General features: G+C 64.1%; 15 protein-coding genes. 3 read left to right on the top strand and 12 right to left on the bottom strand.

Going from position 1 to position 22,858, the window contains the following annotated elements; genetic code table 11:
* Positions 1-7: 7 nt before the first annotated feature.
* Positions 8-1,120 carry an NAD(P)/FAD-dependent oxidoreductase gene (locus FJV77_RS15385; RefSeq protein WP_142867639.1) on the top strand — a complete coding sequence of 371 codons (1,113 nt, stop codon included), beginning with the start codon at positions 8-10 and terminating at the stop codon, positions 1,118-1,120.
* Between the two features lie 66 nt (positions 1,121-1,186).
* Positions 1,187-3,238 (top strand): ABC transporter ATP-binding protein/permease, encoded by a 2,052-nt coding sequence (locus FJV77_RS15390; protein WP_142867640.1) that lies wholly within the window; start codon positions 1,187-1,189, stop codon positions 3,236-3,238.
* Between the two features lie 67 nt (positions 3,239-3,305).
* On the opposite strand, the gene FJV77_RS15395 is transcribed toward FJV77_RS15390, so the two are convergent.
* The 4 genes from FJV77_RS15395 to FJV77_RS15410 all read right to left on the bottom strand — a co-directional run bounded on the left by FJV77_RS15395 (position 3,306) and on the right by FJV77_RS15410 (position 8,914).
* Entirely contained in the window at positions 3,306-4,820 is a 1,515-nt protein-coding gene (locus FJV77_RS15395; protein WP_142867641.1) for a malonyl-CoA synthase, read from the bottom strand.
* Between the two features lie 91 nt (positions 4,821-4,911).
* Positions 4,912-5,643 carry a GntR family transcriptional regulator gene (locus tag FJV77_RS15400; protein WP_142867642.1) on the bottom strand — a complete coding sequence of 244 codons (732 nt, stop codon included), beginning with the start codon at positions 5,641-5,643 and terminating at the stop codon, positions 4,912-4,914.
* A gap of 493 nt (positions 5,644-6,136) precedes the next feature.
* Positions 6,137-6,814, bottom strand: coding sequence for a ribulose-phosphate 3-epimerase (gene rpe / locus FJV77_RS15405; RefSeq protein ID WP_142867643.1), 678 nt, complete (start codon positions 6,812-6,814; stop codon positions 6,137-6,139).
* 141 nt (positions 6,815-6,955) lie between these two features.
* On the bottom strand, positions 6,956-8,914 hold the full coding sequence (locus FJV77_RS15410) for a hypothetical protein (protein WP_142867644.1): 1,959 nt from the start codon (positions 8,912-8,914) through the stop codon (positions 6,956-6,958).
* 193 nt (positions 8,915-9,107) lie between these two features.
* Between FJV77_RS15410 and FJV77_RS15415 the strand changes: the two genes are divergently transcribed.
* On the top strand, positions 9,108-9,662 hold the full coding sequence (locus FJV77_RS15415) for a dihydrofolate reductase family protein (protein WP_142867645.1): 555 nt from the start codon (positions 9,108-9,110) through the stop codon (positions 9,660-9,662).
* A gap of 107 nt (positions 9,663-9,769) precedes the next feature.
* Here FJV77_RS15415 and FJV77_RS15420 read toward each other — a convergent pair whose 3' ends face one another.
* The 8 genes from FJV77_RS15420 to FJV77_RS15455 form a co-directional block, all read right to left on the bottom strand.
* Positions 9,770-13,615, bottom strand: coding sequence for a DUF11 domain-containing protein (locus tag FJV77_RS15420; RefSeq protein ID WP_142867646.1), 3,846 nt, complete (start codon positions 13,613-13,615; stop codon positions 9,770-9,772).
* A gap of 10 nt (positions 13,616-13,625) precedes the next feature.
* Positions 13,626-15,563, bottom strand: coding sequence for a hypothetical protein (locus FJV77_RS15425; RefSeq protein WP_246691271.1), 1,938 nt, complete (start codon positions 15,561-15,563; stop codon positions 13,626-13,628).
* A 426-nt stretch (positions 15,564-15,989) separates the two neighbouring features.
* The gene (locus FJV77_RS15430) at positions 15,990-16,925 is read right to left on the bottom strand and encodes an alpha/beta hydrolase (RefSeq protein WP_142867648.1); all 936 of its coding nucleotides are present in this window, start codon (positions 16,923-16,925) and stop codon (positions 15,990-15,992) included.
* Between the two features lie 116 nt (positions 16,926-17,041).
* A complete protein-coding gene (locus FJV77_RS15435; RefSeq protein WP_142867649.1) occupies positions 17,042-17,824 on the bottom strand; it encodes a carnitinyl-CoA dehydratase in 783 nt (260 codons plus the stop codon).
* Positions 17,817-19,895 carry an acetate--CoA ligase family protein gene (locus FJV77_RS15440; protein ID WP_142867650.1) on the bottom strand — a complete coding sequence of 693 codons (2,079 nt, stop codon included), beginning with the start codon at positions 19,893-19,895 and terminating at the stop codon, positions 17,817-17,819. The genes FJV77_RS15435 and FJV77_RS15440 overlap by 8 nt, the downstream gene beginning before the upstream one ends.
* A gap of 64 nt (positions 19,896-19,959) precedes the next feature.
* Entirely contained in the window at positions 19,960-21,123 is a 1,164-nt protein-coding gene (locus tag FJV77_RS15445) for an acyl-CoA dehydrogenase (protein ID WP_112565613.1), read from the bottom strand.
* A 4-nt stretch (positions 21,124-21,127) separates the two neighbouring features.
* Complete coding sequence (locus FJV77_RS15450; protein ID WP_142867651.1) at positions 21,128-22,231, bottom strand: carnitine 3-dehydrogenase; 1,104 nt, start codon at positions 22,229-22,231, stop codon at positions 21,128-21,130.
* Positions 22,228-22,857: an HD domain-containing protein gene (locus tag FJV77_RS15455; protein WP_142867652.1), complete on the bottom strand. Its 630-nt coding sequence runs from the start codon at positions 22,855-22,857 to the stop codon at positions 22,228-22,230. Before FJV77_RS15455 ends, FJV77_RS15450 begins: the two co-directional genes overlap by 4 nt.
* Position 22,858: the final 1 nt, after the last annotated feature.

Raw genomic sequence — 22,858 nt, forward strand, 5'->3', positions numbered from 1 at the left:
TCCATCCATGCATGATGTCGATTGCGTTGTTGCCGGGGCGGGTGTGGTCGGCCTCGCCATTGCCCGTGCGCTGGCGCTGTCGGGCCGTGAGGTGCTGGTGGTCGAGAAGGCCGCAGCCATCGGCACGGGCACCAGTTCGCGCAATTCGGAAGTCATCCATGCCGGGCTCCACTATGCGCCGGGCAGTCTGAAGGCCCGGCTCTGCGTCGAGGGGCGCGAGCGTCTCTATGCCTACTGCCGCGAACACGGCGTCGCTCATCGGCGCACCGGCAAGCTGATTGTTGCCGTCGAACCCGACCAGTTGGACAGGCTGCAGGCGATCGAAGCCAATGCGCGAACCTGTGGTGTCGACGATCTCGCCTTCCTGACCCGCAGCGAAGCCGGAAGCCTGGAACCGGCGCTGACATGCGCCGGCGCGTTGCTGTCACCGTCGACCGCCATCGTCGACAGCCAGGCGCTGATGCTGTCGCTGCGTGGCGACGCGGAAGCGGCTGGCGTATCCTTCGCGCTGCTCACGACTGTTACCGGCGCGGCCATCGAAGCCGACGGCATCCGGATCGACACGCGTGACGCCGATGGTGAGGGGTTCCGTCTCAAGGCCGGTGCCTTCATCAACGCCGCCGGCCTCGACGCCCAGGCATTGGCCAGACGAATCGAAGGCTTCCCGCCAGACCTCGTTCCGCCGCTATGGCTGGCGCGCGGCAATTATTTCGCGCTGTCCGGCCGCTCGGCCTTTTCGCGGCTGATCTATCCGGTGCCAGACCATGGCGGTCTTGGCGTTCACCTGACCCTCGACCTCGGCGGCAGCGCGCGCTTTGGCCCTGATGTCGAATGGATCGATCGCGTCGACTATACCGTCGATCCCGGCCGAAGCGCCGCCTTCTACGAGGAGATCCGGCGCTACTGGCCTGGCCTTGCCGATGGCGCATTGCAGCCCGCCTATGCCGGCGTCAGGCCAAAACTGTCCGGTCCAGGCCAGCCGGCGGCAGATTTCGTCATCCAGGGCCCGGCCGAGCACGGCGCTGGGCCGATCGTCAATCTGTTCGGCATCGAGAGCCCCGGCCTGACGGCGAGCCTGGCAATCGCCGACCATGTTGTGGAGCTGCTCAGCCTGAAATGACAGGGCTGCGGCCGTTGTCGTCTCAAGCTATGAAACCTTTTGATTTTGAGGCCGTTGTCGGGGCGTATGTCCGAGGCGAAACCCAAATCGAAACCGACCGACGGCATCAGACCGAGCGATGCCCCGAAGTCGCGCCGGGAAAAGCCATCACGACAAAAGCCGCACGACCGACGAACGGGCGAGGAGACGCCGCGCGAAAAGAAGCCAACGCCCGCCGACGCAGCGCCGGAGGTCGACGGCCAGGCGGGACCGCCGCCGGAAGCTATCGAACCCGATCCGCAGCTGACGCCCCAAGAGGCCGAGCAGGCGCGCAAGAAATACCTGCTGCGGCGTTTCTGGATCAGCGCGCGCGGCTACTGGAGCCGGCGCGGCGACCGGCTCGCCTGGCCATTCACGATCGGAGTGCTGCTGCTGATCTGCACCAACATCGGTTTCCAGTATGGCATCAATGTCTGGAACCGCTCGATGTTCGATGCCCTCGAGCAGCGCAACGCCCGCACAGTCTATTTCCTCAGCGCCGTATTCGTGCCGCTGGTGATCTGCAGCGGCAGCCTTGTCGTCGCGCAGGTCTACCTGCGCATGACGATCCAGCGCCGCTGGCGTTCCTGGCTGACCACCGGGGTCGTCGCGCGCTGGCTGGCAAACGGCCGCTACTACCAGCTGAACCTCGTGGGCGGCGACCACCAGAACCCCGAGGCCCGCATGACCGAGGATCTGCGCATCGCCACCGAGTCGCCGGTCGATTTCATCGCCGGCGTCCTCAACGCGTTCCTGTCGGCCTCGACCTTCATTGTCGTGCTGTGGACCATCGGCGGCGCGCTCACCCTGCCGATCGGCGGCGAGAGCATCACCATTCCCGGCTTCCTGGTCATCACTGCGATCATCTATGCCGCCATCACCTCGACCTCGATGGTGGTCATCGGCCGCAATTTCGTCCAGCTCTCCGAGCGGAAGAACCAGGCGGAGGCCGAACTGCGCTACACACTGACGCGCGTGCGCGAAAACGGCGAGAGCATCGCCTTGCTGGGCGGCGAGGAGGAGGAGCGCGGCGGCATTGACAGGAATTTCGGCCATGTGCTGAGGCAATGGGCGCTGCTGACCGGACAGCACATGCGCACGGCGGCGGTGTCGCAGGGATCGAGCCTGTTTGCGCCGGTCGTGCCGATCCTGCTGTGCGCGCCAAAATTCCTCGAAGGCTCGATGACGCTTGGCGAGGTGATGCAGGCGGCGTCTGCCTTTGGCATCGTGCAAGGCGCGTTCGGCTGGCTGGTCGACAACTATCCGCGTCTCGCCGACTGGAACGCCTCCGCGCGGCGCATTGCCTCGCTGATGATGTCGCTCGACGGGCTCGAGCGCGCCGAGCAGAGCGATGCGCTCGGACGCATCAACCGGGGCGAAACCGAAGACGGCGCCATCCTCAGCCTCGACAATCTTTCCGTGACACTCGACGACGGCACCTCCGTGGTCAAGGAAACCGAGGTCGCGATCGAGCCGGGCGAGCGGGTGCTGGTGGCTGGCGAATCTGGTTCAGGCAAGTCGACGTTAGTGCGGGCAGTCGCGGGCCTGTGGCCATGGGGCGGCGGCAGCGTCAATTTCCACGCCGACAGGCGCCTGTTCATGCTGCCGCAACGCCCCTATATCCCCACCGGCACGCTTCGCCGCGCGGTCGCCTATCCCGCGGCGGCGGACAAGTGGACGATCAAGCAGATCAAGGCTGCCCTCGACAAGGTGGGGCTTGGCTATCTCACCGACAGGATCAGGGAAGACGCGCCATGGGACCAGACGCTGTCGGGTGGCGAAAAGCAACGCCTCGCCTTCGCGCGCCTGCTGCTGCATCGCCCCGATATCGTGGTGCTGGATGAAGCGACTTCGGCGCTCGACGAGAAGAGCCAGGACGCGATGATGAAGACGGTGATCGGCGAACTGCCTGATGTCACCATCATCAGCGTGGCGCACCGCGCTGAGCTCGAAGCCTTCCACAGCCGCAAGATCACCCTGGAAAGGCGTGAGGGCGGCGCCAAGCTCGTCAGCGATGTCGACCTCATCCCGCGCAAGCGCAAACGCAGCCTGCTGAACCGCGCCCTATGGGGTTCCGGCACCCCAAAGCCGCGCAGGTAAGGACGGCACTACCGAACCGCGAACCGGTGACAGTGGAGTGCCTGAAGAGAAGTGATTAGCCGGCTTCTTAACGGCCGTAGAGGCCCTTGTAGGTGTCGCGCAGCAGGTTCTTTTGCACCTTGCCCATCGTGTTGCGCGGCAATTCATCGACGAAGATGACCTGCTTCGGGTGCTTGTATTTCGCCAGCTGGCCGGCAATGGCGCCAACGATCTCGGCCCCGGTAATCTGCGAGGCAGGCTCCCGAACCACGACAGCGGTGACGCCTTCGCCGAAATCGGGATGGGCAAGACCAATGACCGCACTTTCCGCGACTCCGGCCAGCGCGTCGATCTCGCTCTCGATCTCCTTCGGATAGATGTTGTAGCCGCCGGAAATGATCAGGTCCTTGCCGCGCCCGACAATGTGGACGTAGCCGTCGGCATCGATAAGGCCGAGATCGCCGGTGATGAAGAAGCCGTCGGCGCGGAATTCCGCCTTGGTTTTCTCCGGCATGCGCCAGTAGCCGGAAAAGACATTCGGCCCCTTCACCTCGATCATGCCGACCTCACCCTGAGCTAGCGCAGCACCACTGTCGGGATCGGCGATGCGCAGCGAAACGCCGGGGAGCGGGAAGCCGACCGTGCCAGCGCGGCGCTCGCCCTCATAAGGGTTCGAGGTGTTCATGTTGGTCTCGGTCATGCCGTAGCGCTCGAGGATCGCGTGGCCGGTCAGTTCGCGCCAGGCCTTGTGCGTTTCTGAGAGCAGGGGCGCCGAGCCGGAAACGAACAGGCGGATATTCTTCGCTGCCCGCGCGTCGAGTCCCTGTTGCAGCAAGAGCCTGGTATAGAAGGTTGGCACGCCCATCAGCACCGTGGCGCGCGGCAGAAGCGAGACGATGCGGCTGGCGTCGAATTTCTGCTCGAACAGCATCGAGGCGCCGGCCATCAGGGCGACGTTGGTAGCGACGAACAGGCCATGCGTGTGGAAGATCGGCAGCGCATGGATCAGCACGTCTTCCTCCGTGAAGCGCCATTGCTCGACCAGCACGCGCGCGTTGGAGGCCAGGTTTTCGTGGCTGAGCATGGCGCCCTTCGAACGGCCCGTCGTGCCCGATGTGTAGAGGATCGCCGCGAGGTCGTCCGGCCCGCGCGCCATATCGTTGAAATCCATGGGCTGTTGCGCGGCCAGTTCGGTCAGCGAGCCTTCACCGTTTCGGCCGAGTGTGGCGGTAACTGCGCCCGAAGTCTTTGCCAGCGGCGCGATATCGCCGGCCCGCGCCGGGTCGCAGACGACCAGCCGCGGCTCGGCATCGCCGAAGAAATAGCCGAGCTCCGTCAACGTGTAGGCGGTGTTGAGCGGCAGGAAGACCGCACCGGCGCGCAGGCAGGCCAGATAAAGGAAAATGCATTCGGGGCTTTTTTCAACCTGCACCGCGACGCGATCGCCCGGCTCGACGCCCAAATGCTTCAGCGCCTGCGCCAATTGCGCCGACCCCGACAGCATGTCGCCGTAGCGGATCGAACGCCCGTCATCGGTCTCCATCAAGGCGCGCCCAGGCGCGGGCATGCGGTCGCGGAAGGCATCGAACAGGTGATTGCTCATGCGTCTTCCCTAGCGCATGGCCTCGAAAAAAAACAACCGCTTTTCGGAACACCGCTGCAAGCGGATTTCGGATCGAAAACCGCAAGTGTTGCTATCTGCGGCCGCGCAACGCCTTGCTTACCCCGAGATCGCCGCTCTCGTTGAAGCGCTCCATGCACATGGCCGCCGTCAAACGGTAGTGGTTGAGCAGCGCTTCGACGGCGCCATCGGCATCGCCATCCACGGTGCGCTCGGCAATCAGGCGATGCTCGCCGATATCGTCGCGCTCGGGCCCGTCCTGGGAGATCAGCCGGTAGCGGGAGGCCTGATCGGAAAGCTGGTCGCAAAAGCCGGTCAGCCAGTGCGACCGACAGCCTGCGATCAGTGCCCGATGGAAGGCGCGATGCAGCTTTTCCCACTCCGGATTATTCGAGGACGGATCCTCCGGCAAACGGCGCTGCGCGCGCGCCAGCCGATGTAAGGCCAGCACCAGTTGCTCTTCCCATTCGCCGGTGCGGTTGGCAATGGATTCACGCAGCGCCCGCTCTTCGAGCCAGCAGCGGGTGCGCGTCAATTCCTCGAGTTCCGGGGCACTGACCGGCATGATGAAGAAGCCGCGCTGGTCGTGCCGGCCAAGCAGGCCTTCCGAAGCAAGCCGGTTGAGAGCCTCGCGAACCGGCGAGGCGCCGGCGCCGTAACGGGAGACCACCCATTCGACCCGCAGCTTGCTTTCACTTTCAAAAACGCCGCGCAGGAGATCGTCGCGAAGCTGTTGATAGACCGTGCTGGCGAGTGTGCTTTTGGCCCCCGCGCCTTCGCTCATATCGGCAGATCCGTAGGTCAATATGACTCCTATCGCTCTCCCATGCTCCGTCAGCCCGCTCGCGAAGCAAACGATTCCCTTGCGAATCTACTCTACCTCGTAAGGCATCCATGCCTCAAGCGAAAGATCCCGATATTCGACTTAAAGAGGAAGGTTGTGCGCATCTTACTGTGGAGAAGTAACGAATATCGTGAAAAACTTGCTGTTGTGAAGAAACTTTGTGCTATTTTGCGACTCGCGTCTTCGCGACATGGTTGTGAGATCAGGAACACGGGTAATTTTTTCTTAACGCACGTCAGATTGCCGAACTGGTCCCTCCCGCAATGAAGACGCCCTTCGGCGTTCAGCCGCTAGATTTTGCCTGCCAGATGTAGTGCCAGATGCTGTGATCGCGTCGCTCGCCGCGACGGTCAGTCCCGGCGACTGCCGCCAGTCGACCGCGTTCCGGAACATCTCGCCGGCTGAAAGATCAAGCCAAGAGGTCAGAGCTGTCGGGATTTTGCTGAAACCGATGTCAGCCGGCAGCCCGGTCGGCTGCGGTTCGGATGGCTTCTATATTGGCCCGGTAGGCTTCGACGCTGCCGCCCTTGAAGACGGCGGCGCCCGCCACCAGCACGTCGGCGCCGGCTGATGTGACCAGGGGAGCTGTCTCCGGCGACACGCCGCCGTCGATCTCGATGCGGATCGGCCGGTTGCCAATCAGCGCCTTGACCCGCTTGACCTTGTCGACCATGGCCGGGATGAAGGCCTGGCCGCCAAAGCCCGGATTGACGGTCATGATCAGGATCAGGTCGAGCCGGTCGAGCACATATTCGATCGCGCTTTCCGGAGTCGCCGGATTGAGCGACACGCCAGCCTTCTTGCCGAGACCCTTGATGGTCTGCAACGAACGGTCGAGATGCGGTCCGGCCTCGGCATGCACGGTCATGCCGTCGCAGCCGGCATCGGCAAAGGCGGCCAGATAGGGATCGGCCGGCGCAATCATCAGATGGCAGTCGAAGAAAGCCTTGGTGCGGTTGCGGATGGCCTTGATCACCGGCGGGCCGAAGGTGATGTTGGGCACGAAATGCCCGTCCATGACGTCGAGATGGATCCAGTCGGCGCCGGCCGCGGCCACCGCCTCGACCTCGTCGCCGAGCTTCGAGAAATCCGACGCCAGCACCGATGGCGCGATCAGGGTCTTCCCGGCCATGTCCGCTTCCTGTTGTTGAACCCGCTTCCGCCCTAATGGTCCCGGCGCTGCTTGTCGACAGGAATCCGGCGTTAATACGCTCTCTGCGCACAAGCAAAGAGGCGGCCAAGGGCCGCCTCTCCAGGTCTGTAGCGCCAAATTTCAGTTCACGTGACGCCGTGGTTTGGCCAATCCCGACGCAAACAGCTTGCCGCTGCCTTGCTTCAATCTCTGCAAATTGAACGTCTTGACGGGCGGCTTCGGCACGCAATGTCCACGCACCAGCTTTTCGGTTGTCCGGCAGCCAGTGGTGATGATGGCGTCCTTGACGCATGCCTTGCCAACCAGGTGGTAGCCGCGTTTGCAGTCGATGACGACGGGAGGCTTGCGCACGCATTTGCCGTTGATGCGCAATTCGTCGCGCCTGCATTGGTCGGCGACGACAGGGTTCCTCACGCATTCCAAGCCGACCTGACGATAGCCTGGGAGACAGTGGATGCTGACACCGATACACCTGCCGTTGACAAGCTTTTCGGTGCTCTTGCACGCCGCAACGATCGGCTTGTCGATGCATCTGCCGCGCAGCAATGTCTGGCTGGGCAGGCATTTGCGGCCGGGATCGACGATGACCGGCGGCAGTCTCGGCTTGCCGAAGTCCGGCCGTGTGCTCGAGACGAGATCGTCGGCCTCCGGTTCGGAGGTGCGCTTTATGCAGGTGAAATCCTCCTTGTCGGTATCGACGCTGGCGATGGAGCCGTTCTGCTTGATCTCTTGCAGGGTGCACTGGATCGAGCGGGTCCTGACGATGCTGAGGTCATGTGCGGCGCTGGCCTTGAAGACGCCGCCATCGTTGAAGGCGACCGCAGTGCCGGTGAAGAAGGCGCCGTTCGAACAGCCGATCCGGTAGTGAAACGCACCGGGCTCGCCGCGGCTCACTTCGAATGCGACCTGACCTTTGCGAGGGCAGAGTTTTCTCGCTCCTGCGCTGTCGGAAACGACCACTTCGCCTTGCCAGTCGGCCTTTGCCGGCGGGTTGTCGGGATCGGCCTGCGGTGTGTCGGTGAAACCACCGCCGCCGGCACCGGTGCAATGGACGGTGATGTCCTTCCAGCCGTCGAAGGGTTCGAACGGTCCATTGCCGACGATTTCGGTCTTGTACTGGAAATAGGCCGTGGCGCCGACGTTCTCCCACTTCTCATAGTTGGTGTAATAACCGTTCTTGCTCGCGTCGTACGATGCCCACGCCTGCTTGAACTCGGAGGTGATCGGTCCGCCGTCCTTCTGTCGCCAGATGCGCATCGAGACCGGCCCGGCCTGGTTGGCCTGGGCCCGGCTGGTGACCTTCAGCGAGGGACAGATCGTGCCAGGTGTCGAGCCCGGTTGGTTCGACTGGTAGGTGGTCAGGAACAGCTTGACGTTCTCGACCTCGAACTCGCCGAAATCGGCACTCATGTCCTGGACATTGGGCTTGATCACCGGGTCGCAGACAACCTGCACCTGGAAGGTGCCGTGCGCGGCGTAATTCGAGTCGAAAAGCGGATAGGGCCAGCTGCCCTGCTGGGTTTCGGCAACGGCATTGCCCATGTCGAGTGCCTTGTCGGTAAGCGCCGTGAAGCTGGCATCGAACGTGTGGCTGAACGAATAGGATTTCGTCGGACCGTCAGCCTGCAGGTGCTGGTTGCACTTGGCGATGATCTGGTCGCCATAGGGCACGATGGCGATGCCGGTGCCCGACGACAGGGGTAAAGTGGACGGATCAAAGGCGAAGTTTTCCTGGTGGTCGTAGTCACGGCTGACTGGAGCCGCGCTCCAGATCGGTGGAAACGGGCCGCACTGGCTGGGTCCGCAGATGCCGAGTGCGACACCGACATCCTGAACGTAGCCGGGCCAGCGTGTATCGATCTTCATGTGGCCCCAGAACTGGACTGTACCGCTCTTCAGCGTGTCCCATTTCTGCTTGTCGCTCGAAACGACGTGGAGCGTGGTGTTGGCGCTCTGCGTGTCGAAGGACATCGACTTGATGTTGGCCTGTTCGGCAAGGGCTGACGTGCTGGCGAGCGCGGCTGCGATCAAGGCAACAGCGGTCGCCGTGTTGCGAAAGATGTAACGGGTTGAAGACATTTTCTCTCTCCTGAAAGTGTTCCTTTCAGGAGTGGGTCATCCCAGCCGGAGCTAAGGTTCACAGCGACAGAACATAATTGCTGGTCCGAGTGTTGGCCTTCCCGGGTGATCCGCTTGAGTCCGTTCGCTTTTTGAAATCTGATTGCAAATCGCAATCAGATATATAGCCTATAGGCATCGAACGGAGGTACACGTGGGAAAGATCGTCTATTCCATGCTGACCTCGCTGGACGGCTTTATCGAAGGACCGTCCGGCGACATCGGCTTGCCGGTGCCCGAGGAAGAACTGCATCGGCATTTCAACGACGAGATGCGGCGGACCGCGATCGCGCTCTGCGGACGCCGGATGTATGAGGCGATGCGCTTCTGGGACAGTCCGGAGCGCAAAACCGGGCGAGAGGTCGAGCGGGATTTTGCCATGGCCTGGCAGACGACACCGAAGATTGTGTTTTCGACGACGCTTCGCGACGTCGGCCCCAATGCCCGGCTGATGAGTGGCGATGTCGAAACCGTTGCAAACCAGATCAAATCGCAGACGGAGGGCGAAATCTCCGTCAGCGGCGCCGGCCTTGCCGCACAATTCGCGCGCGCGGGCTTGATCGACGAGTTCCGGCTCTACATGCAGCCGGTCGTGCTGGGCGGCGGCAAGCCGTACTTCCAGTCCGGCCTGTCGCTGACCTTGCAGCCGCTCGGCACGCAAAGCCTTGCCCAGGGTGTGACGCTGCTGCGCTACACGCCCGCCAGTTGAGATTCGGCCCGGGGCAGTGTGTGAGCATCGACAACTCTGCCGCCTGAAAGAAAAACCCCCGCCGGATCGCTCCGGCGGGGGTTCTATTTCTGGCTCGTATCCAGAGCCTACGGCTTGAAGTTGGCCGTCGGATCCCTCTGCGGCTGTACCTGCGGCTGCTGCGTGCGGTTCGGCACGAACTGCTGAAGGATCCCCGGATTGAGCAACAGGCTCGGATCGAGCGATGGCTGTTGCCGGATGGCCCGACAGTTCGGATACCGCCCAACCGTGCCTTCCGGGCAGCGCCGCCTGATCGGTTGGCACTGGCCGTTGATCATCACCGAGCCCGGGGCACATTCTTCCGGCCTCGGCTTGCGGCATGCGCCGTCGATCACCTGGGTGCCGCGCGGGCAGACGCACTCGCCGCGCTTGTTGTGGACCTGGCCGCGTATGTCGCACTGCTCCTGCACAGGCCGCTTCTGCCGGCAGGCACCGTCCCGCACCTCGGTTCCCCGCGGGCAGACGCAATCGCCATTGGCGTCATGGACCTGACCGCGGATGGTGCACTGCTCGGGCTTCGGCCGGATCGGGCGGCAGGCTCCATTGCGCACCTCGGTCCCGCGCGGGCAGACACAATCGCCATCCGCGTCATGAACCTGGCCGCGGATGGTGCACTGCTCTGGCTTCGGCCGGATCGGCCGGCAGGCTCCATTGCGCACCTCGGTGCCACGCGGGCAGACACAATCACCGTCGGCGTCATGAACCTGACCGCGTATCGTGCACTGCTCGGGCTTCTGCTTGTCGCGCACGCAGGCATTTGCCTGTCGGTCGAGATGCGTGCCGTCCGGGCAGTAGCAGCCATTGCCGTCCGACGTCGGGACCGAGCCGGGGATGGTGCAGCCCGGCTTGTCGATCTTGACGCAGGCGCCGTTCTCGAGCTCGGTTCCGCGTGGGCAGACACAGCGTCCGTCCTCGGTGCGGATCTGGCCCTTGAGCAGCACGCAGGGCCTTGGCTTTGGCTCGATGATGACGCCACCGTCGGGCGAGCACTGGCCGTTGCGGAAGGTGGTGCCTTCCGGACACACGCACCGGCCGGCGTCGTTCATCACAAAGCCCGGCGAGCACTCTTTCTTCACCTCGCGTTTGATGGTGAAGGGATGGCACGCATAGGCCTTGCCGCGATCGCCCTGGATGTTGGTCAGATCGCCGGGCAGCACATCGCCGCCTTGCACCCTGGTATCGGGTGACAAGACGCCGACGCAGTTCTGGCCGCTGACACTGCCCTGCAGATTGGCCAGTCGGCCGTCGTCGGGAAGGACCACGGTGACAGTGTGCACGTGGCTTTCCCCGGCGCCGAGCGTCAGGTTGGCGATGCAAGACAGAGGCAGCGTCGTCGGTTCCGGCGAGCAGCCGAAGGGCGGTTCGATCGAGGTGATCGCAACGCCTTCCAGGCGGCCGAGCCCGTCCACACCGATCGCATCGCCGATGCGGACCGGACCCGAGAATGGGGTCTGGCCGTCATTGGTGATGGTGATCTCGAACGAGCAGGGCTGTCCCGGCTGGCACTCGGCATCGCCGGTCTTCTTGACGCTGATGGCGGAGGTGCCGCCGCCCTTGGCGCAGGCCTGGCCGAACGGGTAGACGACGTCGTCTCCCGGAGCCGGGCCGTACGAGCCGCGTGCGCAGTTCTCGAACGCGCCATTGGCCGAGACCGTCACGTCGAAGTGCCGGCTGGTTCCGGGCGTCATCACGGCGCCGGGAATCTGGCATGACAGCGCGTTGGCCGGAACCGCGCCGCAGGCCCATTCCGCGCCGTCAGGGGTGACGGTCTGAATCTGGACCGGCGCGCCGCCCGATATCAGCGTGGCGGCGTCGCTAACCCGTACCGGACCGGTGGGGGCTGCGGTGCCGACACTGATGACGGTGATGCGGCAGGAAACCACCGCGGCACCGGCCAGCGAGCCGTTGCACACCTTGGTTATGCGCAAGGTTGGCTTGCCGCCATTGGGATGCCGGAAGCGTTCCTTGGCGCAAGCCTTGTTGTTGGTGAGGTCGACCTCACCGGGGACAGGCTTCAGCGCCGCGCAGTTTTCCACCGAGTCCGACTGGTAGCCGGCCGGCATCACCGCCTTGACGACGATCGGCGTCGAGGCGCCCGGCATCAGCACGATGCCGGCATTGTCGCAGCGGAACTGGCCGGGGCCGTTCGGTCCGCATGTCCAGGGCGGAGACGGGCCGAAGGTCGAAGAGGCCGGCGCGCCGCCCGGGTAATTGTCGATGACCGTCAGCGGCCCATTATAGGGGACGCTGCCATTGTTGATGATGTCGATCACGAAGTAGCAGATGCCGTCGGGCGTACAGACCGGAATGCGGGCACGCTTCTTCAGGATCAGGTCGACCTTCTTGTCGACCGGCGGCCGGCAGTCCGGGTTGCGATCGCCACGCCGGCAGATCGGGATCGAGGCGCAGCCGCGATCGTTCTGCTGGCTGCCGAACAGCGGCTTGCCGCTGGCGCCGTAGTTGTAGGTGGCGCAGTTGCGCAGCGCGCTGCCTTGCCAGCCTCCGGCCGGCTTGAAGCCGAGCTTGAGGTCGACAGAGGCGCCGGGATTGAGCGTGGTCACCGGGTAGGTGCAAGTCATCGGGGTCACGCCGGGCACGCAGACCCAGGGCGGATTGGGTCCTGAATCCAGCGTCGAGCCGGCCGGCAGCGTCACCTCGTCGAGCACGATCTTGCCGTGATACGGCCCGTCGCCGACATTGGTGACCCGGATGGTGAAGTCGCAGCCGCCGCCCATCGTGCAACGCGTCACGTCGGCGCGTTTCTCGACCTTGAGGTCGGGTTCCTTGTCCTTGGGTGGACATCTGAGGTCACGCGGGATGACGATGTCGATCGTCTGCGTGCAGCATAGGCCCCAACCCTCCTTCGGGCCGGCATAGGTCTCGATGCCGGTGACGATGAGGTGGATGACGTCGCCGGGCGATGCGCCGACGATCTTCCAGTTGAGCACGCCGCCGCCCGCCGGCACCAGCTGGGTGTCGGGGATGATGGTGATGCCGGGGGTCGTCGTCGACACCTGCACCCACTTGCCGCCCATCTCCGGGCCGACCGGCATGTGGTAGATGAAGGCGCCGCCGCCCGGTACGCAATCGACCGTGCCGCGCTCCACCTTGAAGCATTCCCGGTCGGGAGGCGGAGGCCGCCTGTCGCAGTTGGTGAGGTCGATCCGGATCGAGGTCTTCACGCCGGTCTTGTAGTCGCCATCGTCTGGCTTGCCCGGATCCTGCGACGGGATGATGGTCCCGGTGCCGGCTCCGTTTGTCACCTTGATCAGGCCCTGATTGTCGATGACCGCCGGCGACGGAAACGCCGCATGGTCGATCTTGGCGGTGATCTGGAAGTTGATGACGCGTTCATTGGCAGCGCCCGCGCCGTCGAGATCGGCGGCGGAGAGCCGGAAATCAGACACGGTTGCCGTATCGTTCGGATCGGCCGAGGTGCTGATCGAAACGCCGGGCAGCGAGCCGCCCGCAGCGTCCGTGCCGTCGCCCGACACGTGAGCGCTGACGATCGACAGGCCGTGCGGAAGCTGGTCCTTGAACTCGATCTTGAGCTTCTTCAACAGGGCAATCATGCCCGGGTCGGCAAAGCTTTGCGCATCGCCGCGCAGGCCGAAGCTCAGGGAGTAGACGACATAGTCGCAGCCTCTCTGTGTGCCTTTCTTGGTGAAGAACGGCACGACCCGTTCCGGCCTCGGAGTGACGATTTTCGAATTGTCGAGGTCGAGCCGCAGTTCCGGAGTGATCGGGACGGCGTCTTCGGCGTGGCTTGCCACAGGGGTGAACATGGCGACCGCGATACCGGCCGCCATCAGCCAGCGCGCACCGCGCCTGGCGTATGACAGGGGTTTCATGATGGTCTCCATGACGGTTGATTGCGAGCTCGTCGCGGTCGGGGAAAGCATGAGATTTTTCATCTTCCCCTCCTCAACGTTCGCAGCTGACGGCTGGGGTTCTGAGCGGCAAAGTCATCTTGCAGCAAGGGTAGTAGCCACCCTTGTCCTTGTCGGACTGCCTGTAGAAGCAAAGTCCAACATCGACTCTGTCGCCCGGAGAATGGCCGGTGATGTCGATCGTGTAAGGCTTGCCGGGAGCATGCGACTGAGGTGATGTCACCCCGACGCCTGGCGTCCTGGACTGGGCCTTGATCGAATCGCCGCCGAAGCCGGCATGGTCATGGAGATAGAGGTCGGCCTGGAGGCCGCGAGGCGTGCAGTAGAACTGGACATCCTCGACATCGATGCACGGCGGCAGATCGCCGGGCGGTGGGAAATCAGGCGGATAGAAGGGCGGCAGGTAACCGCCGGGGATCTCTTCATAGTAGCCGGCACGGCCTTCGCAGGGGTGCCAGACCTCGACGTCGCCGACATGGCCTTCCACTTCGGGGTCTTCGAAATAGCCGTCGAAATCGACGAACCAGGAGCCGAAGGGCGGCACGTTGGCCGGCTTGACCAGCGGCGTCGGCGTGATCTGCACGCCGTGCACGGCAAGCGGCCCGCCGGCGGCGAGCTGTTCGGCCAGTGTCGGGTTGTCGCGCAGTTTGTCGCCGGTGTTGACCAGCGTGTCGGTGCACACGCCTGTGTTGAGATTGCCTTCGGCGTCGTAGCCATATTGCAGGTCGAGGCCGCCGGCCGACTGCCGGTTGCCTTGCGGGAAGCCGACCGCATATTCCTGCGGCTCTTCCACCCATTCGGATTCCGTTGCCGGATCGTCGGGGTTTTCACGCCAGTAGCGGATGACCTCGCCTTTGCCGGAATCGGCGAACTGGCTGTAATCGTATCGGTTTTCCACCGGACCGCGCTGCGCCAGGTACATGAAGCCCTGGTTGTCGAAGGCGATATCGGTGACGGCGTAATCCTTGTCGGCCTTGACCGTCAGCTCCCAGCGCGGATCGCCGGCAAAGCTGCCGTCGCGGGCAATGCCCACCGACCAGATCTCGGCCTCTTCACCGACCGAGTAGTAGACCCGGCCGCCATGATAGGCGACCGCCCAGACGCGGCGTTCATCCTGCGTGTAGCCCCAGGTATCGGGGTCTTCGCTATCGAAGGCGGCGCCCTGAATGTCCATCACCGCTCCGTCGTCGGCGACCGGTGCAAGCCCATGCGCCGGCCGTCCGGCAACGCCGTGGTCGAATGTATCGATCAACGTGCCATTGGCGTCGAGGCGGTGGATGAGGCCGGTGTCTAGGTCGCTGGCGAAGAACTCGCGATGATTGCCGTCGAATGTGATGTCGCCGATGCCGGGACCGCTGTTGGTGTCGATGTCGGCAAATTTGGAGACAGAGCCGGTAATGCCGTCGATCTTCCAGATCGTGCCGGGACCACCACCGTTTTCGGTGCCGAACTGGCCGTCCATGAAGACGGCGCCCGCCGTGCCACGGCGCTGCCGCTCGGGCCGGCCGTCGGAATCTTCGTCGGGGGTGACGATGCGGATGCCGTGCAGCGAGGTGGCGCCGGCATAGAGGTTGGGGATACCGGACGGGACGCCGTCGCGCACGCCGTCATCATAGGTGATGGCGAACACCTGGCCGATCTGTTCGGCCGTCACCTCGAAAGGCGGTGGCGTATAGACGAGCTGGCCGGAGGCCGGTCCGCCCAGCGCCGAAACGTCGAAGACGCGCAAGGTGGCGCGCGTCGTATCGATGAAGGTTTCGTCGACCGGGTCGACCCCGGGCGGCAGCCCTTCTTCGAAATTGGGAATGACGGTGCCGGAGAATCCGGTCACCGCCATCGAGCCGGGATAGATGATCTGGGTTTCCTGCGCCCGGGCAACTGTGCCCAGCCAGAGCGTGGCGCTCAGCACCAGCGCAAGCAAACCGGCGGCCGGATGGAGCGAACGGCGCAAACCGCCGCTTGGAGATGGCATGGACGTGCCGCGATCGCAGGACATAAAACTCCCCCCGAAGTTTTCGGGAGGAACGTCCGGTCCGTCCGCGCGAATCAGGGCAAGGCGCGGCGTTCCGTCACGTTCGTCCCTGATCGAATTGTCTGCTTTCCTCATCCTCACGATACGCCTGCTCCTACGCAGGGTCAACGGAATCAGCCGAAAGCCCAGCGCATCGACCCCATCCCGAAGGCGGTGGTCGCGCTGAGCTTGCGTTGGTCCCGGAGACCGTGGAGCCTCTTGGGTCGTGGTCATGGGGGCATCCTTTCCGGCCCCGCACAATGCGGGCGCCTGAGCGTCAGTCGCAGGCGAGAGCGGAAAGGTTCATCGAAAACGGCGGCCGGGACTGTTTGCCATTTCACATAGGGGCGAACGACTTTATTTTTCAGGCAGATTGTCGGCGAATGATCACCAGGCCCAGTCGCCCTTTCCAAGCACCGAGACCGCCTCGACGATCCGGCTGAAGCTCGCACGCGCCCGGCCGACCGTGTGTCTGGCCCGGAGATAACCATGCACCAGCCCCGGCTCCTCGAACCAGGTGGCGCGGCCGCCTGCGGCGAGGACGCGATCGCGATAGGCCTCGCCGTCTGACGACAGCGGGTCGCACTCGGCGGTGATCAGCACGGTTGGTGGCAGGTTGGTGAAGTCCGCGTCGGCCAGCGGGAACAGGGTGATGTCACCGGTTCCATCGACGCCGCCGGTGCGGATATTCTTGTAGAATTCGAGGTCGCGCACGGTCAGCATTGGCGCCTCGGCATGCGTGAGATAGGAGCCCTTCGAGCGATCGCCGCCGAGGCCGGGATAGATCAGCACCTGGCCGGCCGGTCTCTTCGCGTGGCCGCGCGTCGCGTGGCTGACGGCGGCGCAGAGATTGCCGCCTGCGCTGTCGCCGCAGAGCAGGACGGGACATTTATAGGTCGCGGCCGTCCATTCGAAGGCGCTCATCGCGTCGTCGAAGGCGGCCGGATGCAGATGCTCCGGCGCCAGCCGGTAGTCGACGGAGACCACCTCGAAGCCCGTACGGGCGCACAATTCGGCGCAGACATCGTCATGGCTGTCGAGCCCGCCGAGGATGAAGCCGCCGCCATGGATGTAGAGCACCATTGCCGCCTTGTTCGGGGTAGCGCTGCGATAGATGCGGATCGGGATATCGTGAGGGGCAATGATGCTCGTTTCCGCCGTCACGCCATCGGGATAGCCGGCAAAGAACTCGCGGCACATCCGGTCATAAATAGCCCGCTGCTGGGCAATGGTGTAGTCGATCGTGTCCGGCGGATAATAGGAATTGGTCCGCTCGATGAAGGCCCAGGTCTCGGCGTCGATGAGGGTTTTGTAGTCGGTCATGCTGCTCCTTTACCTCCCCATGACGGGGGAGGTCGCCGCGAAACGGCGGGTGGCGGTGCATCACCCCACCCCGGACCTTCGGTCCGACCCTCTCCATCGAGGGGAGGGTAAAGAGGTTACTTCCCCTTCCACACCGGCTCGCGCTTCTCGGCGAATGCGCGAAAACCTTCCATATTGTCGTCTGACCCATACAGCGCATCGACGGTCGCCAATTGCCGGCGGGTGACGCGGTTCATCGCGTCCTGGAAGGTCAGCGCTTCGGCCACCCTCGCCGTCTGCTTGATCGCGGCGAACACCAGCGGCGGCCCGCTGGCCAGCAGCCTTGCGATCTCCCAGACGCGGTCTTCGAGCTTGTCCTTGGGCAGCACTTCGTTGACCAGGCCCCAGCGATGCGCTTCGGCGACATCCATCCAGCGGCCGGTGAGCAGAAGGTCCATGGCGACATGGTAGGGAATGCGCTTCGGCAGCTTGATTGTCGCAGCGTCGGCCAGCGTACCGGCGCGGATCTCGGGCAATGCGAAGGAGGAATGGTCGGAGGCGTAGATGAGGTCGCAGGATAGCGCCAGCTCGAAGCCGCCGCCTACCGCCATGCCGTTGACGCAGGCGATGACCGGCTTGTTCATGTCGCGCAACTCCTGCAGGCCGGCGAAACCGCCGACGCCATAGTCGCCATCGACCGCGTCGCCGCCGGCAGCGGCCTTCAAATCCCAGCCGGCGCTGAAGAACTTGTCGCCGGCGGTCTTGACGATGGCGACCCGCAGTTCCGGATCGTCGCGGAACGCCTTGAACGTTTCGCCCATCAGCCGCGAGGTCTTGAGGTCAATGGCATTGGCCTTCGGCCGGTCGAGCGTGACCTCGAGGATAGTGCCCTCGCGGCGGGTCGAAATGACGTCAGACATTCTTCTTGTCTCCCAGCACCAGCAGCGCGTCGGCGATCCAGGCACCCTTGCCCTCGGCGCAGACGATCAGCGGGTTGATGTCGAGTTCCTCGATGTCGCCGGCGTTCTTCTGCACGAAGTCGGCAATGCCGGCGATCGCCTCGATGGCGGCCGCGACATCGGCTTTCGGCCGGCCACGATAGCCCTCGAGCAGCGGGAACAGCTTCAGGCGGCGCAACGCCGCCTCGATATCGTCGCGCGTCGCCGGCAGCATCAGCGTGACGCTGTCGCGCAACAGCTCTACCAGCACGCCGCCGGTGCCCAGCGTCATGACAGCGCCGAACATCGGGTCGCGGGTGAAGCCGACGATCAGTTCGGCGACGCCGTCGCGCACCATGCGCTCGACATAGAGGCCGGTGCCGAGGGGCAGGAGATCATGCGCCGCTGTGCTGACGGATTCGGCATCCCTCAGGTTCAGCCTGACAGCGCCGACTTCCGACTTGTGGGTGACGCCGAGCGCCTTCAGCGCCACCGGGAAGCCGAGCGCCATCGACGAGATGACGGCGTCGACCGCGTTGGCGGCGCGTTCGCCCTTCGGCACCGGCAGGCCTGCCTTGATCAGCCGCTCCTTGGCTTCGGCCTCGTCAGGCGTCACATGGCCGCCTTCGGCAGCGCCGGCAGCTGACGTGTCGATCGGCTGCGCCTGCGGCTCGGCCCAGGCCCAGCCGATGAAGGCTGCTGCGCCTGCGGCGTCCATGGCTTCGGAGATGCCGAACAACGGCACCATGCCGCGCGCCATCAGCTCGGCGGTGTATTCCTCCGGCAGGTTCTCCGGCAGCGACGAGACGATCGCGCCATGCGCCTTGTTGGTCTTCAGCGCCGATTCGAAGGCGCGCAGCGTCGCCCACCAGTCGGTGACCGAGCAACGATCGGGGCGCGGAAAGTCGAGCACCAGCATGTTGAGGTCGAAACCGCCCGACACCATGGCGGTGAAGGTGGCGGTCATCGCCGGCTCGTTGTTCCAGATGAAGGTGTGGTAGTCCAACGGGTTGGCGACAGCGACCAGCGGCCCCAGCGTCGATTTGACATGGGCGCGATGCTTGCTGGTGAGCTCCGGGAAGTTGACCCAGCGGCCCTCGGCGCTGTCGGCCATCACCGAGGCTTCGCCGCCCGAACAGCTCATCGACGACAGCCGGTAGCCGGGCAGCGGCCCGGTGACATGCAGCAGCTTCAGCGCCTCGATGAAGGCGGGGATGGAATCGACACGCGCAATGCCGAGCCGCCGCAGGAAGGCGCCCGAGGCCGCATCCGAGCCGGCGAGTGAGGCGGTGTGCGAAACGGTCGCCTGCCGTGCCTGCTCGGAGCGGCCGACCTTCATGGCGATGATCGGCTTCTTCAGGTCGCGGGCTCGCGCGGCCAGCCGCTCGAAGCCGGCTACCGAATCGAAGGCCTCGATGTGCAGGCCGAGCGACGTCACGCGCTCGTCCTCGATCAGGCCGAGCGCCATTTCGGACAGGCCGGTCTGCGCCTGGTTGCCGGCGGTCATCAGGAAAGCGATCGGCAGGCCGCGCTTCTGCATCGTCATGTTGATGGCGATATTGGACGACTGGGTGATGATGGCGACGCCCTTTGCGCCTTCGGGCAGCCTGATGCCGCCATGCTGGTCGGGCCACAGCAACGCGCCGTCGGCATAGTTGATCAGCCCATAGCAGTTCGGGCCGATGATCGGCATCTGGCCGGCAGCTGCGACCAGTTCGGCCTGCAGCCGCTCGCCATCGTCATCATAAGCCTCGGTCTCGAGAAAACCGGCGGCAAAGCAGACGGCGCCGCCGGCGCCACGTTCGGCCAGCGCCTTGACCACCTCGATGGTCAAATGCCGGTTGACGCCGACAAAGGCAGCGTCGGGCGCACCGGGAAGGTCTGCAACAGAACGATAGGCCTTGCGACCGGCAACCTCGTCCTTGGTCGGATGCACCGGCCAGATCTCGCCGGCAAAGCCCATCTTGATCGATTGCGCGACGACGGCAGCGGCCTGCGCCCCGCCAAAAACGGCGATGGATTTTGGGCGCAGGAGACGTTCGAGTTTATGCATGGTCATCTTTTCGTTTTGAGCGCGATCTCTTCCAAAACCGGATCCTGGTTTTGGCCATCATGCTCTAAGCGCCGAACGGACGCAGCAGCGCCCGCGAAATAATATGTCGCTGAATCTCCGATGTGCCTTCCCAGATGCGCTCGACGCGCGCATCGCGCCAGATGCGCTCCAGCGGCAGGTCGTCCATCAGCCCCATGCCGCCATGGATCTGGATTGCTTCGTCGGCAACAAAGGCGAGCATTTCGGTAGCCTTCAGCTTGGCCATGGCCATGTCCTGATCGGTGACAGTACCCTGATCGTACTTCCAGCCGGCTTCGAACACCATCAGGTCCGCAGCCTTCAGTTCCGTCGCCATGTCGGCGAGCTTGAATGACACGCCCTGGAATTTGCCGATCTGCTGGCCGAACTGCTGGCGCTGCGCGGAATACTCGATGGCATGGCCAAGCGCCCGCTCGGCGCGGCCGAGGCAGGTGGCGCCAACCTGCAGGCGGGTGGCGCCGAGCCAGGAATTGGCGACCTCGAAGCCCTTGTGCACCTCGCCCAGAACCTGGCTCGCCGGCAGCCGGCAATCGTCGAATTCGAGGATGGCGTTGGTGTAGCCGCGATGCGAGACGTTGCGGTAGCCGTCGCGCACCGTGAACCCCTTGGTGCCCTTGTCGACGAAGAAGGCGGTGATCTTCTTGCGCTTGCCGCGCGCGGTTTCCTCCTCGCCCGAAGCCATGAAGACGATGGCAAAGTCGGCAAGGTCGGCATGGCTGATAAAATGCTTGGTGCCGTTGAGCACCCAGTCGTCACCATCCTGCACGGCAGTCGCCTTCATGCCGCGCAGGTCGGAGCCGGCGCCGGGCTCGGTCATCGCCAGGCAGTCCCACTTTTCGCCACGGATGCAAGGGAACAGGTATTTTTCGCGCTGTTCCGGCGTGCCGGCCAGAAGGATGTTGGAGGGGCGCGCCACGCAGGTCCAGTGCAGCGCGTAATTGGCCCGGCCGAGTTCCTTTTCGTAGAGCAGCCAGGTCACCGTATCGAGGCCGGCGCCACCGACATCGGCCGGCATGTTGGCGGCATAGAGCCCGGCCTCGATCGCCTTGACCTTGATCTCCTCGATCAGCTCGCGGCGCAGCACGCCGGTGCGCTCGACCTCGCGTTCATGCGGGTAAAGCTCATTCTCGACGAAGGCGCGCGTCGTCTCGACAATGAGCTTCTGTTCCTCCGAAAGCCCGAAATCCATCGTCTCAGCCCTTCTTCTTGCCTGTCTTTTTCTTCGGCTTTTCCGCTTTCTTCACCGGCTTTAACGCCTTGGCCTTTTCGGCCGCCTTGGAAGCCACCGGCTTCTTCGCCGCCAGTTTGGCCAACTGTTTGGTGTAGTCCTTGTGCAGCGCGCCGGCACCCCAGCCCTTGCCTTTGTTCTGCTTCGACAGCGCATCCATGATGGCGACCAGATTGTCGTCGCGGATCTTTTCCAGTTCACGGATCGACAGGCCATGTGCCTGGTCGTCCGACTGGGTGGCGATCAGATCGACCAGTTCGTCATTGAATTCCGGCACATCCATCAGCTTGGTCCACGGCCATTTCAGGCACGGCCCGAACTGCGCCATGAAGTGGCGCATGCCGGCCTCGCCGCCGGCGACGCGATAGACCTGGAACATGCCCATCTGCGCCCAGCGCAGGCCAAAGCCGTAGCGCATGATGTCGTCGAGTTCCTCGACCGTGCAGATGCCATCCTTGATCAGCCACAGCGCCTCGCGCCACGCCGCTTCCAGCAGACGGTCGCCGACAAAGGCCTCGATCTCCTTGCGGATCACCACCGGCTTCATGCCGATCGAGGCATAGATCTCCTTGGCAACCTCGATCGCCTCGGGGAACGTCTGCTCGCCGCCGACGATCTCGACCAGCGGCAGGAGATAGACGGGGTTGAAGGGATGTCCGACAACCAGCCGCTCCGGATGCTTCTTCATCGCCACCTGCATGTCGGTCGGCTTGATGCCGGAGGTCGACGAGCCGACGATTGCGTTGGCGGGCGCATAAAGATCGATTTCGGCCAGCACACGGTGTTTCAGGTCGAGCCGTTCCGGCACACTCTCCTGGATGAAATCGGCATCGGCCACCGCCTCGGCGATGGTCTTGGCGAAGGTCAGCCTGCCTTCCCTGGGCAGGCCGCCGGGAACCATCTGCTTGTAGGCGCGGCGCGCGCCCTTCATCACTTCCGAGACCTTGCGCGACGCTTCCGGATCGGGATCGAAGATCGACACGTCGATGCCGTTGAGCAGCAGCCGCGCCACCCAGCCGGCGCCGATGACACCACCGCCGATGGCGGCCGCCTTGTTGATGATGCTCATGGTGAGGCTCCGGTTCTTGTCTTGGCTGTTTTCAGGTCGATGAGGGGCACGCGCTCGCCGGCACGAATGACGGATGGGTCGTAGGCCTTGCGGGCAAAGACTTCGAGCACGAAGGGCCGGAAGAATTCGATCGGCAGCGTCTCGTAATCGGGGTCGAAACTCGACTGGTCCCAACGTTCGCAGAACTGGTCGCAATCGTGGAAATACATATGGCCGGCGAAACGGTCGCGGGCATGGCGGTTGCCGCCGAGATGGTGGGCATAATAGAGGCGCTGGAAGTCGCCGTGCTTTTCCACCACCCAGGTGCATTGCTCGCGCACGAAAGGTTTCAGGATCGACGCGGCATATTCGTCATGATTGTAGGGCGCGTAGATATCGCCGATGTCGTGCAGCAGCGCGCAGGCGATCCAGTCGGTGTCGGCGCCGTCGCGCCAGGCGCGCGTCGCTGCCTGCAGCGAATGGCCAAGACGGGTGATCTTGTAGCCGGACAGACCCTCGTCGAGCTGCACCAGCGCGTCGAGCAGGCGCTCGCCGGTCCTGGCGGCATAGTCGATTTCATGGGCGGTCAGGAACTCGTAGTCGTCCTTGTCGCCATCCTTCATCGCGGTGAATTTGACGGTAGCCATG

Source organism: Mesorhizobium sp. WSM4306 (genome assembly GCF_007003975.1).
GTDB lineage: Bacteria > Pseudomonadota > Alphaproteobacteria > Rhizobiales > Rhizobiaceae > Mesorhizobium.